The sequence below is a fragment of the Staphylococcus kloosii genome (assembly GCF_003019255.1).
Classification (GTDB): Bacteria; Bacillota; Bacilli; order Staphylococcales; family Staphylococcaceae; genus Staphylococcus; species Staphylococcus kloosii.
Genome location: NZ_CP027846.1, coordinates 2,010,025 through 2,023,004 on the forward strand (window position 1 = coordinate 2,010,025; position 12,980 = coordinate 2,023,004).

A 12,980-nucleotide genomic window follows, 5' to 3' on the forward strand; every position below is an offset into this window, starting at 1 on the left:
ACTCCTTATTTTAAAATTTCAGCGACACGCAATTTTGCACTACGAGCACGATTATTGTTTTCGGTATCTTCATCGGAAGCAATAATTGGTTTGCGGTTAACACGTTTTAATTTCGGGGTGTATGCTTCTGGTATAACTGGTAGTCCCCTTGGTACTTCTGGTCCCTTTTCATATTCTTGGAACATTTGCTTACACAAACGATCTTCTAAAGAATGGAAAGTGATTACAGAAATCCTACCACCAACTTTGACAAGCTCAATCGCTTGTTCTAATGAATCTTCGAATGCAGCCAACTCATCGTTCACTGCTATTCTTATTGCTTGGAAAACTCTTTTAGCTGGATGACCACCTTTTCGGCGAGCTTTCGCTGGTATCCCCTCTTTAATACTGTCTACAAGTTCTAATGTTGTTTCGATTTCTTTTTGATTACGATTTTGTTCTATACGTCTTGCAATTTGTTTAGCAAATTTTTCTTCACCATAACGATGGAAAATTCTGACTAAATCTTCAAACGACCATTCATTTACTACTTCATACGCAGTAAGCTCTTGTGTCTGATCCATACGCATATCTAATTTCGCATCATGATGATAACTGAATCCACGCTCGGGAACGTCTAACTGTGGGCTAGAAACGCCTAAGTCGTAATAGATACCATCAACTTTTTCAATATCTAAGTCATTTAAAATTTGTGGTAATTCTCTAAAGTTGCTATGCACGAAGGTTACTTTATGTAAATGATCCTTTAAAACTATCTTTGCATTTTCTATAGCTGTAGTATCTTGGTCAATAGCAATCAAACGGCCTTCGTCATTCAATTGATTTAACAAATAGAGCGCATGCCCTGCTCCACCTAGCGTACAGTCTACATACACACCATCTTCTTTAATATTTAAATAATCAATGGTTTCTTTTAGCATTACGCTTATATGATGAAACAAGTTAATTCCTCCATTTAAAAATCAAAATCTATTAAATCTTCAGCAATCTCTTCGAAACTATCCTCTGATTCTTCGTAGAAGCCATTCCAAGTTTCTCTGTCCCAAATCTCTATACGATTTGATACACCGATTACTGTACATTCTTTATCTAAGTTTGCGTATTGTCTCAAATTTTGAGGTATGTTAATACGCCCTTGTTTATCAAGTTCTACTTCAACAGCACCAGAAAAGAACATACGCATAAATTTACGTGCGTCTTTCTTTGTCATTGGTAAAGTTTTCATCTTTTCCTCAATAACTTGCCATTCTTCCAAAGTGTAGCCAAATAAACATTTATCAAGGCCTCGGGTGATAATAAAACGTTCATTTAAGTCATAACGAAATTTAGATGGAACGATCATACGTCCCTTAGTATCTAACTGGTGTTCGTATTCTCCCATGAACATTTTTTCTCACCTCACCTTCTCATATATATAATTTACCACATCTTACCACTATCCTCCACTAATTATACAATTTTCACCAAAATTTGTTAAAAAAGACAAAAAAAGACCCGATTCATCAATTGATGAATCAGGTCTAAACGTTGATATATCAAGGTTTTATAACTATATGTTCAAAAGTGTAGGAAAGTGGTGGATAGGTGGAGGGACTGAACACATCTATCCCAAATTCATTCATAATTTGTAATGGATTCCATATTCTTTCTTGTAATCCTTCCATTGGGTGGAGTGAATGATTTAATTCCCTAAAGTGTTTCATGCTAATGTCGTTTTCACGTTCAATATTTAATAAATAACGTTTAATTAAATAATCATATTGCTGCATATGAATATTATTATTTTTTTCCAACAACACTTTATTGTCGTTATTATTTTGTAATTCTTCTTTTAAAGACTCAAAAACTTGCGATTGTTGTTGCTTAAGTTCTTCGATGTTATTAATAAAAGTATCTGATGCATGCGCACGTATAAATTTATCTTTGGCACTTTCTGTACCTTCCGCAATTATTTCTTCTATTGGAAGAGCGTATTTTGATGATAACTTTTCAATTCTTTCATTAATATAACTTATTCTTAATCTAGGAATAACGATAGGCATTTCTATATTTAATGTTTCAAAAACTTCATTTAACTCTGCCCAATATTTTATTTCACTTGGTCCACCTACAAAAGCTATAGTATTGAATAACCATTCTTCCATTAATGGACGTGTGACAACATTATTAGAAAACCTTTCTGGCGACTGTTCTACAATATTTAATAATTCTTCTTTAGTATAGAAGGAATTGGATTTACTTGTTTTAAATTTGCCGTCTTCGAAAGTTAATAATTGTCGCATATTATCTTCTTCGATAAATAAATGCACATTTGTGTCAGTTTGAATCATTTGTTCGAAACCGTGAGATTTTAATTTATCTTGTGCCGACCTAAATGCTTCATCCACCTCATTAAATCGAGTTATTAACTCTTTTAAGAAAGGCTGTTCCAATGTTCTTAAATATTTATCTTGAGCATCAATAAATAATACGCCATATTCTTTAAAAACTTCATGTAATAACGCCTTAAACATTGCTGTCCAACTATCATAACGATCAATTATACTGTGACTTAATGTTAACAATTCTTTGGTATGCTTTGTCTCAGGTTGATGTTTGAAAAATTGATTTAAAGCATCTTTTAATTGTAATTTATTTGGATAATAATTAGACATGCTATCTTCGGGCGGTTCTAAAGTATGGTATTTCACTTTATGTAATTGAGCTTCATGACTACTATATACAAATGTATGATTAACTTCATCAAAGTCATGATCTTCACCGGCTATCCAAAACACAGGTACAACAGGTGTAGCATGATCTTCAGCTAAAGACTGACTTAAAGTTATAATTGAGAATATTTTATGAAAAGTATATAGAGGCCCACCAAATAAACCAGCCTGTTGGCCACCAATTACTACTTTCGCCCCTTCTCTTAATTGTTCAATATTTGAAAGTTGCTGCTGAGACAAAGTTAAATCACTCATATATTGATGAATAACATTTGCAAGTTGTTGTTCCCTACCATTCGTGGATTGTTCCACTTTGTATTTATAATTATCATGGGCCATGGCATCAAATTGATAAAATTTATTTAACGTTTCATCACTATTAGCAAGGCTCGTTATGAATTGATCTTTTTCGTTTAATTTTGTCGTCATACAATCCATTTATAATTCTCCTTATGTCCTATATTCCTAATTAGTATAAAGTTTATACAGCACTTTGACAATTTTACGGCTTACATATAAAAAATTTCTTTCAGTTAAAATATGTTTTGTAAAATATAGCTATTGGTTTTTAATTTAAATTTCAAAATATTATATGTGTAATATTAGTATTTATATACATCTAAAATTGTGAAAAATCATAATATTTAGGGTATAATAGTATATATAAATATAAAGGGGGAAGATGCTATGACAAGCGTAAAGCGTCTTGATATAAACTATAAAACCGATGAATTGTTCGAAGATTTTAGAAACTTCGGTAATAAAGACTTATATATGGTAGATGAACTACGTGGTGAAATGATTGATGCAAGTTCTGAATCTCCATTCTATGGTATCTATGTAGGTGAACGATTAGGTGCAAGGATGGCTCTATATAGAAAAGGCGAAGTCGAAGTAGAACATTTCCCAGAGTACGATGATTATTTAATTATTTGGAAATTAGAAGTCTTAAAAGATTTCCAAGATCGTGGTTACGGCACCGAATTATTAGACTTTGCAAAATCACACGGATTACCTATTAAAGTAATCGCACGAAATCAATCAAAAGACTTTTTCATTAAACAAGGATTTAAAGATTTACAACAAAAAAACAATGAAGACTACGATGTATTAGTATGGGAACCTTAAAAAGGATTGTGTTAGTTCAAACTAACACAATCCTTTTTTATATTGTTACTAACAATTCTTCGAAATGATTAATGGTTAAATCTGCCTCAATATTAGTGTCGTTAATTAGATGTCTAGGATTAAACCAACACGTTTTTATTTTAGCATTGATGCCTCCTAGTATATCTGAACTTAATGAATCACCAACTATCATTGTATTGCTTCGTCGATGCTCACCAATTTTATCAAATACATAATCAAAAAATTCAGGCATAGGTTTTTGATAACCTGTTTGTTCAGATACAAATACGTCATCAAATAAATCTTTAAACGCAGACTTGTCTATTCTTCGTTCTTGCGTCTCTAATACACCATTAGTAACTATATATAAATTAAATTTTTGACTTAACTCTTTTAATGTATTTAACATATTATCAAAATAAGTTAACGGTGCATTGGCTAATTCATCTCTAAAAATATGATCAGCTTGTTCACCATCTACATGGATATTATAACTTTCAAAAAAACGTTCAAAACGTTGCGATAATACTTCTTCTTTAGATAACTTCCCTTTTTGAAAGTCTTGCCAATGTTGTTGATTAACTTTTGTGAAATAATTAAAGTCTTGTGAAGATGCATTAAAATTATAACGATCTACCATTTTATAAAAAGCATATGTTTCAGCAGCTTCAAAATCCACTAATGTATCATCAAAATCAAACAGTATTGTGCCTTCCTTCATTATATATATCCCCCACAAAAACAAACTATATTACTGACTCTTATTTTTTCTATTAAAAGTTCTAATTACACGTACAAACATAGAAATTGTTGGTACTACCATTAACAATAATACAATATAGTACAAATCAACAATAGCATTTTCCCATGAAATTGGAACTAAAAATCCACTTATCATTATACATAAACCAATTAACAAATTAAAAAATACACATGCTATAAATTCTAAAATATTAGCTGTTCCTTTAAAATCAAATGCTCGTTTCCAAAAATTTATATAAAACATTCAATTGTCCTCCAATGAGTTTGTTGTCTTTCTAAATAAATTTTAATGTTATATATTTCAAAGTCTATATTTCTTCTTAAATAAGTAAAAAATTTGGAACAATAAACAAAAAAGGCAACCTTATTAGGTTGCCATAACAGAATGAATGTCCATTTAAATCAAATGTTAGCATTTGATTGCGTATCATTGTTTGAGCGGAACAATGAAACTAGAGAACTTAAGTGTACAAATCTCTTAAATATTTGTAACACACTCGTAATATAACATTAATTAAATAGAAATAAAACTCCTAACGCCATTTAGTAAATTTAAATATATATGACGCGGAACACTATTAAAATTGCATGTATCGATACACGATTAAACTATTTATAATTAAGTATTTATATCTGGAAATATTGCTCACTATTACTCTACAAGTTCAAATTTTTTTATTTGCTTATCTATTTTTTGATACTTTGCTTTTTCTTGTTCTTCAGCTGCTTTATTCATATTTTTATGTTCTTCAACATGATCCGGTCTAGAAACCCAAGCTTGAAAGTCATTTTTATCGTCCCATTTTGAAACAATAACATATTCTAATTTAGTTTTAGTCTCATTTTTCCAGACTTCCGCACCTTTGAATCCTTGAAAGCCTTCAAAGTCTTCTTTAGCATGACTTGCTTTCTCATCTAAAATAGAACGTACTTCAAAATCTTTTGTTGAAAATGTAACTTGTGCAACAAACATTCGCAATCTCTCCTTATTTCAATGTATAACTCAATGTAACAAAAATAAGTTTTTAAAACATATGAAATGCACTATGCTATTTTTTCAAGACTTAGCATCTGTTGCGTATTTATGAACCTACTCTTATTTAATAGCAAAAACTAAGCACTTAATTTAATTAAATAAAAAATCCTCTTAAATTAACATATTATTTACGATAATTTTAAGAGGAAATTTGAATATTAAAAGATTAATTTCGTATATTCACTGTTTTTTATAACTATAGTAATTTAATCAAAAATCAAAAACCATTTAAAAGAATGACTTGCAACTAATTAAAGTGAGTGTGTTTATTTATTATCATTTGAGGAGTTATTATTACCTAAAAATAAACCTAGTACCGCTATTGAAAATGTACTCGAAAAAATACTACCAATGATTGGATGGTTATTTAATATTAAGTAAAATCCACCCCCAATTATTACAATAGCTAAAATAAATCCTAAAGTTCTATTAATCCTATACATAGAATTTTCTCTATTTAATAATCTATTTTCCATTTTCCTACGGTGTAAACTTTCTGCTATACCGTTATCAATTATTTTTTTTGCAGCACCTTTATCTAATTTATCAAAACCCGCTAGTATATCTGGATGTGGAATGGGCCCATTATACATTTCCATAGTGGCAATTACTTCTTCTTTTTTGGGTTCTGGTATATCAGATTTTTTAACTGCTTCTATCACTTCAATGTCTGAACTTTCGTTGCTCATATTATTTTGCATGTTTTATAATTGCCTTTCTCATATCATTTCCAATTGCTGAGAAATCATTATTTATATTATTCCAATTCTTTTTTATGGCCTCATCTTCATCTAGGTTTTTATATGTTTGCGACATTATTATACTTGATGTTTGATGTGATTTAACTACCATTTTAGCAATATAATTAGAAAATCCAATTATCACTTTAGATATATTTTTGCTTAGTTTTAAAATGATATTCATTAAAGTTCACACCTTTCTACAAAACAATTTTAAATACTCTTAAATTTAATATAAACTGGAGTCGCGAAAAATCAAGAAAAATCACACTTTTATAAAAATAGTGCTGATTAGAGTAAAAAATAAGCTTATACATTTTTGTCAGGTTTTAAAATTATTTTATATGCTTTTCCAAATAATCCTTCCTCATAATATACATATTACTTATCTTGATTAATAGGGCCATCCCATGTCCTAATCTACAAATATAATATCTTCCCTCTACTCCTACTGTAACCTATAAAGACATGGTCACTAATTATATATAGTATTAGCGTTTAATATATTAGGTATGTCAACTCAATAAACTTTTGAAACGTTCAATAAAAATCTAAAATTTTTAGTATATTGACTTGATTACGAGGAGCAAAATCACCCAAATGTATACCCAATCATTAATGATTAGAATATATAGAGAAGTAGTAACTACGAAGTTTAATTGGTATGCACGCGCTTTAGGTTTATTTTCAAATCGTTATGAAGGAAATATGCTAATTAAAAATTCAAAAGAAGCGAACACCAAAAATTTATATATTTATTTAAATGAACAAACATTAGAAACCACTTGGAAAGTACACTTATATTTATCTAGTGATATAAAAGATGTTTTATATGATTTTAAAAAAACCAATTTACAAAGTGAATTATAAAGTTTTTAAATTACCAAAAAAGAAAATGTAAAGTTTTCTAAGAGATTAGAGTATGAACAAAAAATCTTTAAGCAAAGAACCTCATATGCAATTCGTTTCTATTCATCTTCAATCGCTATTTTTCCTTCAATCATTATTTTAGAAACTCCACCCAATTTCAATACATTGTCGCTTTTAATATAAACTTTGCCATTTCGGTTTATACATTCACCTTGAGAATTAGAAAATTCTTTATCCTTTAATAAACCATACAAATCATTCATAACAGCAACGCAACCATTACCACTTCCACAAACCGGATCTTCATCTACACCTTCTTTTGGAGCAAACGAACGAACTTCAAAAGTTGTATCTTTATTATCTTCATTTTTACCGAAAATTGTTACACCCGTAGTACCTTCATAGATATAATGTTCCATCAATTTAAAATTAGGTTCAATACTTTTAACGATACTCGCACTTTTTAATTCTAAAGTTAGCCATTCTGCGCCGATATTAATTTTTTTAGAGTGTACTACATCTTCCTTTTCTATCCCTAAACTATCAACTATTCCATCAAACTGTCGCGCCTGTAATTCACTAACATCAGGTTCAGGTAAACTAAAATATGTTTTATCTTTAGTAAAATCTATCTTCACTAAACCTACCCCGCATTCTTGTATGAGATAACTTTTGTTTTTAGGTACAAGACCATTTTGTAATATAGCGAAAGACGAACCTATAGTCGGATGACCAGCAAATGGTAACTCATTATTCGGAGTAAAAATTCTTAATTTGTAATCCGCATTATTATCCTCAGGCTTACAAACAAAAGTTGTTTCAGATAAGTTAGTCCAATTAGCAATATCTTTCATCTGTTTTACCGTTAATTCGTCAGCATCAAATATAACTGCAACAGGATTGCCTTTAAAAGCTTCATTCGGAAATACGTCAACTTGTTTAAAATTCAAATATTTCATAAACAAACCTCCATAATTAATATATAACTAAATTAACATAACCACTTTATTTCAATTGATTTATTGAAGTTTAGTTTTAGTATTCTAACTAATTTCTTGACTATTTATTAAATCGTAACATAATAAATTCGAAGCGAATCAAAATTTTCTTATAAGATGATTTTATCAATATTAAACCAAAATAATGTCAGATTAGCTTTGTAACGACTTGTATCATGCATACGCCTAGGAGGAAGTCTATGAGATAGGCAGAATATAAAAGTGAACATATTCAAAACCACCCGTATAACGGGTGGTTTGTTCTGCAGCTATAAGCCTCTTGTAATTAATTTCTAATATAATTTTCTATTACTTTTTTATTTCTACCAACTGTATCTAGATAAAAACTTTTACACCAAAATTTTCAGTTACCATATCTATACTTCAAATGGGCATGCCTATCAAATATCATTTAGCTACTTTTTCCTTTTAAGTACCCTACAAATTGCAAAAAGCTTAACTTCGGTGGAATACTAACTAGCATATGAATATGATCTTTGCATGCTTCAGCTTCTATAATCTCCACATCTTTTCTTTCACACAATTGTCTTAAAATGACGCCGATATCTCTTTTTATTTTTCCATAAATAATTTGTCTACGATTTTTTGGCGCAAACCCAATGTGATACTTACAATTCCATTTTGTATGTGCTAACTGTTTATGTCTGATGACATTTAATGCATCTCCTCGTATTGTTAATTTTGGTTGGCTGACCAAATATTACTCTAGCATGCAGAGATTCGTTTTTTAATACAACAGTGAAACCATACTGTACCATACGCATAGCGTATGGTTTTAATTACACAAAAAATTAGGCAAGCACTTAAAAGTACTTGCCTAAACTTATCTAGTCTTACTACTGTCTTGCATAACGTGTTGCTTACGTATTTAGGAATCATTGCTGTAGTCCTTGAAGTTAAGTGCGTTTTAACTTCTAGATATATAATATTAATAAATCTATGTGTTGTATATATAAATATATACTTTAGTAAAAAATAAGGTATATAATAGAAAAATTTATATTATAATTTTTCAGTTAATGTAAGTGAACACCAATATTTTTCATTTCTAAAGCTTTCTTTTTTATCAGTTATTTTACAAACAACACTTTATTAGGAGTAAATCCATCTTTCCTACGCCAACGTGCTTTTTCATTTCCACCTATTGATTCACAATAGTAACGGATAGCTATCTTTATGTTATATTGATTATTATCCTTTTTAAAATAGTCCATGTCATTTTTTTTAATAAAGCCTATTCTAACAATAAAATATTAAAAAATTATTTTGCGTCTTTAGGTCTTAAGAAAATAACATGTCATACATATAGTGAATTTTACCAGCTAACAATATATTAGCTTATTATATTTTAAAAAGATTATGTCATAAGAATATTAAAGTTACTTTGGAAGTCTATTACTATTTACTCGAAGAATCTTTTGTAGAAGAAGATAAAAAGGCAGAACAAGCAGTACAAATTTTATAGACTTGGCGTAATTTGGGCGTAGTAGAAGTTTAAAAACGGTGTAAAACGAAGAACATCGATATAAAAAACCGTTAAATCAACGTATTACTTACGTCAACTTAACGGTAATTAACTCATTAGCGTCCTGGGAGGGATTCGAACCCCCGACCGATGGCTTAGAAGGCCATTGCTCTATCCAGCTGAGCTACCAGGACATCACATTTTTGAACACAATAAATATTATATCTAAAGGAGTATTATAAAGCAATACTTTTAAGGGCAAAAATAAAGATGATTTTTCACTATTATAGATTATTTTCCACATTTAGAGCTTTTTGAATATTATTATATTAAAAATAATTTAATAAAAGGTACATTAATAGCATAATCAATGCACCTTTTTCACTATTAAATTTCGAATTTCACAGTCTCAATCACTTGATGATCACGGTTTCGGAAGTTAAGCGTAGCAGCAGTATTATCGTCATTTATAACTAATTCGGCATATGTTTCTTCTATATTACTTCTAGATTGTGAAATACTGCCTGGGTTTATCACATGAATACCATCAATTAACTCATACTTCGCTACATGTGTATGACCATAAAAAGCAAATTGACAACCTTTACTTTTGGCGGTTGCGGCTAATCTTTCACGAGATTGATTGACTTGGAATAAGTGGCCATGTGTAACATACGCATTTATACCATTATCGCTAACTGTTAAATCATTAGGAAATTCTGGATAAAAGTCTGTGTTACCTTTTACTCTTTGAAAGTAACTTAGTTCCGAATCATCATAAGTAAATTCTGAATCTCCTAAATGTAATGCTACATCTACGTCGTCATATTGATTAATAACATCAAATAAAATACCTTTTTCTGTATGATTGTCACTTACAATTATCCATTTTGCCATTAATTTTCACCTTCTAAATAACTTTGTAATTGAGCGATGGCTTTCTTTCTATGGCTGATTTCATTTTTATCTTCTGCTGGCATTTGCGCTAAAGTTTTATTTTTTTCTGTTACATAAAATATAGGATCGTAACCAAAACCTTCTTCACCTATTTTATTAAGTGTGATTTCACCAGTTAGTTCTCCTCTAAATTGTTTAGTTTCTCCTTCAGCAGTCGTCATACTAATAACACAGACGAAACGTGCTTCGCGATTAGTATCATTGCCTAATTTATCTAATACTTTTTCAATATTAGCATCGTCGTCTTTCTCACTACCTGCATATCTTGCAGAGTATACGCCGGGTTCTCCATTTAATGCCGTAACTTCTAAACCACTATCATCTGCTATAACAGTTTTATTTACAGCTTGCGCGCCAGCTTCAGATTTAAGCTTGGCATTTTCTTCAAAAGTCGTACCTGTTTCTTCAACATCAAAATCTTCAACTAAATCACTGATTGGTATTATATTGAAGTTTGGAAAAATAACTTTAAAGTCATTAAGTTTACCTTTATTATTAGATGCTATGACTATATCTTTCATTTGTAACCTGCTCCTCTACATTAACTTTTTCAACTTCTACAGTCATATTTAACCACTCTTTAATAATTCTTTCGATGTGTTCAGTATCTCCTGTAGCAAAAAATTTATGTTCCGGATTTTTCTTGTAGCCAGCGTGTTCGTTACTGAATGTTAGTAATGCACTTACTTCTCTGGCAGTTTCTAATCCTGATGATATAACAGTCTTCGTACCATCAAAATAGTCATAAATATATTTATATAGTAACGGATAATGCGTACAACCTAAAATGACAGTGTCAGCTTTACTGTTACGCCATTGCTTTAAAGTCTGGTGAATGACGATGCTTGTAATGGTTGGATCTTTATAGCGCATTTGCTCTACTAATGGTACAAAACCAGGACATGCAATACCTGTCACTTCTACATTAGGATTAATATTTTTTATATGATGACGATACGCTTCAGACTTAACTGTACCTTCTGTTCCTAAAATTAAAACATTTTGGTTTTGTGTCGTCATTATCGCGGTTCTTGCGCCCGGTTCAATAACTCCAATTACTGGTATCGTTAACCTTTCTTGTAGTGCTTCTAAAGCAACCGCAGTAGCAGTATTACATGCGATGACTAACATTTTAATATCGTATTGCATAAGTTTCTCTACAAGTTGTATTGTAAACTGTTTAACCTCTTCGCCAGATCTTGGACCATACGGACATCTTTTAATATCACCTAAATAATAAATTGTTTCGTTAGGCAATTGTCGTATGATTTCGCTAGCAACGGTTAAACCACCTACTCCAGAATCTATAACTCCAATTGGTTTATCCATAAATGCCTTCATCCTCATAATGTTAATAATTTTTATTGTAGCACAGAAGCTTTAGTATATTCACTTATCAAACTTAAAAATTGAACGAATAACGCAAAAAACCAACATTTGTAATAGCTACAAATGTTGGTTAAATAGTTATTAATAAACTTGATGATCTGAACCAAAGAATGATTTAAACATATGGAATGATGTTTCTCTGTTTAATGCCGCAATTGAAGTAGTCAACGGAATACCTTTTGGACAAGCATTGACACAGTTTTGAGAATTACCACATGCTTGTAATCCTCCACCACCCATTAAAGCTTCTAATCTTTCATCTTTTGTCATTGAACCGGTTGGATGTAAGTTGAATAATCTAACTTGAGAAATTGCTTGCGCACCAACGAAGTCATTATTTTGAGTAACGTTAGGACAAACTTCTAAACATACACCACAAGTCATACATTTTGAAAGTTCATAGGCAGTTTGACGTTTTTTCTCAGGCATACGTGGACCAGGACCTAAGTCATAAGTACCATCGATTGGAACCCATGCTTTCATACGTTTTAAGTTATCGAACATTCTAGAACGATCCACTTGTAAGTCACGAATAACTGGGAAAGTACTCATTGGTTCTAAACGAATAGGTTGTTCTAAGTGATCAACAATCGCTGAACATGATTGTCTTGCTTTACCGTTGATAACCATTGAACAAGCACCACATACTTCTTCAAGACAGTTCATATCCCAAGTTACAGGTGTTGTTTTTTCACCTTTACTATTTACAGGATTTCTTCTGATTTCCATTAAACATGCAATAACGTTTAAGTTTTCACGATAAGGAATTTCGAATTCTTCCATGTATGGTTTAGAATTATCATCATCTTGACGTTTGATAATTAATTTAATCGTTTTTTGCTTATTGCTTTGTTCTGCATTTTGAACATCTTGTACGTCGTTTGCTTCTTTAGTTTCTGCCAT

Annotated in this window: 15 protein-coding genes, 1 tRNA gene and 1 pseudogene; 2 read left to right on the plus strand and 15 right to left on the minus strand. The window is 30.6% G+C overall.

Annotated features, from left to right (window positions below; genetic code table 11):
* Positions 1 to 5: 5 nt before the first annotated feature.
* The 3 genes from rsmH to bshC all read right to left on the minus strand — a co-directional run bounded on the left by rsmH (position 6) and on the right by bshC (position 3,149).
* Positions 6 to 941, minus strand: a complete 936-nt coding sequence (rsmH, locus tag C7J89_RS09945) for a 16S rRNA (cytosine(1402)-N(4))-methyltransferase RsmH (RefSeq protein ID WP_061854913.1) — start codon at positions 939 to 941, stop codon at positions 6 to 8.
* A 14-nt stretch (positions 942 to 955) separates the two neighbouring features.
* Complete coding sequence (gene mraZ, locus C7J89_RS09950) at positions 956 to 1,387, minus strand: division/cell wall cluster transcriptional repressor MraZ (RefSeq protein WP_048794145.1); 432 nt, start codon at positions 1,385 to 1,387, stop codon at positions 956 to 958.
* A gap of 148 nt (positions 1,388 to 1,535) precedes the next feature.
* The gene (bshC, locus tag C7J89_RS09955) at positions 1,536 to 3,149 is read right to left on the minus strand and encodes a bacillithiol biosynthesis cysteine-adding enzyme BshC (RefSeq protein WP_103294792.1); all 1,614 of its coding nucleotides are present in this window, start codon (positions 3,147 to 3,149) and stop codon (positions 1,536 to 1,538) included.
* Positions 3,150 to 3,398: 249 nt separating this feature from the next.
* Between bshC and C7J89_RS09960 the strand changes: the two genes are divergently transcribed.
* Positions 3,399 to 3,839, plus strand: a complete 441-nt coding sequence (locus C7J89_RS09960) for an N-acetyltransferase (protein ID WP_061854915.1) — start codon at positions 3,399 to 3,401, stop codon at positions 3,837 to 3,839.
* Between the two features lie 37 nt (positions 3,840 to 3,876).
* Here C7J89_RS09960 and C7J89_RS09965 read toward each other — a convergent pair whose 3' ends face one another.
* From C7J89_RS09965 to C7J89_RS09985, 5 genes are all read right to left on the minus strand, one after another.
* Positions 3,877 to 4,560: a YjjG family noncanonical pyrimidine nucleotidase gene (locus tag C7J89_RS09965; protein WP_103294793.1), complete on the minus strand. Its 684-nt coding sequence runs from the start codon at positions 4,558 to 4,560 to the stop codon at positions 3,877 to 3,879.
* A 30-nt stretch (positions 4,561 to 4,590) separates the two neighbouring features.
* Positions 4,591 to 4,845: a DUF805 domain-containing protein gene (locus tag C7J89_RS09970; RefSeq protein ID WP_061854917.1), complete on the minus strand. Its 255-nt coding sequence runs from the start codon at positions 4,843 to 4,845 to the stop codon at positions 4,591 to 4,593.
* A 408-nt stretch (positions 4,846 to 5,253) separates the two neighbouring features.
* The gene (locus C7J89_RS09975; RefSeq protein WP_103294794.1) at positions 5,254 to 5,574 is read right to left on the minus strand and encodes an antibiotic biosynthesis monooxygenase family protein; all 321 of its coding nucleotides are present in this window, start codon (positions 5,572 to 5,574) and stop codon (positions 5,254 to 5,256) included.
* Positions 5,575 to 5,903: 329 nt separating this feature from the next.
* Positions 5,904 to 6,326 (minus strand): DUF2335 domain-containing protein, encoded by a 423-nt coding sequence (locus C7J89_RS09980; protein ID WP_159031776.1) that lies wholly within the window; start codon positions 6,324 to 6,326, stop codon positions 5,904 to 5,906.
* Between the two features lies 1 nt (position 6,327).
* Positions 6,328 to 6,561 (minus strand): hypothetical protein, encoded by a 234-nt coding sequence (locus tag C7J89_RS09985; RefSeq protein ID WP_103294796.1) that lies wholly within the window; start codon positions 6,559 to 6,561, stop codon positions 6,328 to 6,330.
* 416 nt (positions 6,562 to 6,977) lie between these two features.
* Between C7J89_RS09985 and C7J89_RS09990 the strand changes: the two genes are divergently transcribed.
* Positions 6,978 to 7,247: a hypothetical protein gene (locus C7J89_RS09990; RefSeq protein ID WP_103294797.1), complete on the plus strand. Its 270-nt coding sequence runs from the start codon at positions 6,978 to 6,980 to the stop codon at positions 7,245 to 7,247.
* Between the two features lie 98 nt (positions 7,248 to 7,345).
* On the opposite strand, the gene C7J89_RS09995 is transcribed toward C7J89_RS09990, so the two are convergent.
* The 7 genes and pseudogenes from C7J89_RS09995 to sdhB all read right to left on the minus strand — a co-directional run bounded on the left by C7J89_RS09995 (position 7,346) and on the right by sdhB (position 12,980).
* Positions 7,346 to 8,206, minus strand: coding sequence for a PhzF family phenazine biosynthesis protein (locus C7J89_RS09995; RefSeq protein ID WP_103294798.1), 861 nt, complete (start codon positions 8,204 to 8,206; stop codon positions 7,346 to 7,348).
* Positions 8,207 to 8,534: 328 nt separating this feature from the next.
* Positions 8,535 to 8,920: pseudogene (gene tnpA, locus C7J89_RS10000) on the minus strand (IS200/IS605 family transposase); the annotation flags it as partial.
* Positions 8,921 to 9,851: 931 nt separating this feature from the next.
* A tRNA-Arg gene (locus tag C7J89_RS10005) sits at positions 9,852 to 9,925 on the minus strand.
* Between the two features lie 193 nt (positions 9,926 to 10,118).
* Complete coding sequence (locus C7J89_RS10010; RefSeq protein ID WP_061854923.1) at positions 10,119 to 10,628, minus strand: YfcE family phosphodiesterase; 510 nt, start codon at positions 10,626 to 10,628, stop codon at positions 10,119 to 10,121.
* The gene (locus tag C7J89_RS10015) at positions 10,628 to 11,209 is read right to left on the minus strand and encodes an XTP/dITP diphosphatase (RefSeq protein ID WP_061854924.1); all 582 of its coding nucleotides are present in this window, start codon (positions 11,207 to 11,209) and stop codon (positions 10,628 to 10,630) included. Before C7J89_RS10015 ends, C7J89_RS10010 begins: the two co-directional genes overlap by 1 nt.
* The gene (gene racE, locus C7J89_RS10020) at positions 11,184 to 12,017 is read right to left on the minus strand and encodes a glutamate racemase (RefSeq protein WP_061854925.1); all 834 of its coding nucleotides are present in this window, start codon (positions 12,015 to 12,017) and stop codon (positions 11,184 to 11,186) included. Before racE ends, C7J89_RS10015 begins: the two co-directional genes overlap by 26 nt.
* Positions 12,018 to 12,158: 141 nt before the next feature.
* Positions 12,159 to 12,980 carry a succinate dehydrogenase iron-sulfur subunit gene (sdhB, locus tag C7J89_RS10025; RefSeq protein ID WP_061854926.1) on the minus strand — a complete coding sequence of 274 codons (822 nt, stop codon included), beginning with the start codon at positions 12,978 to 12,980 and terminating at the stop codon, positions 12,159 to 12,161.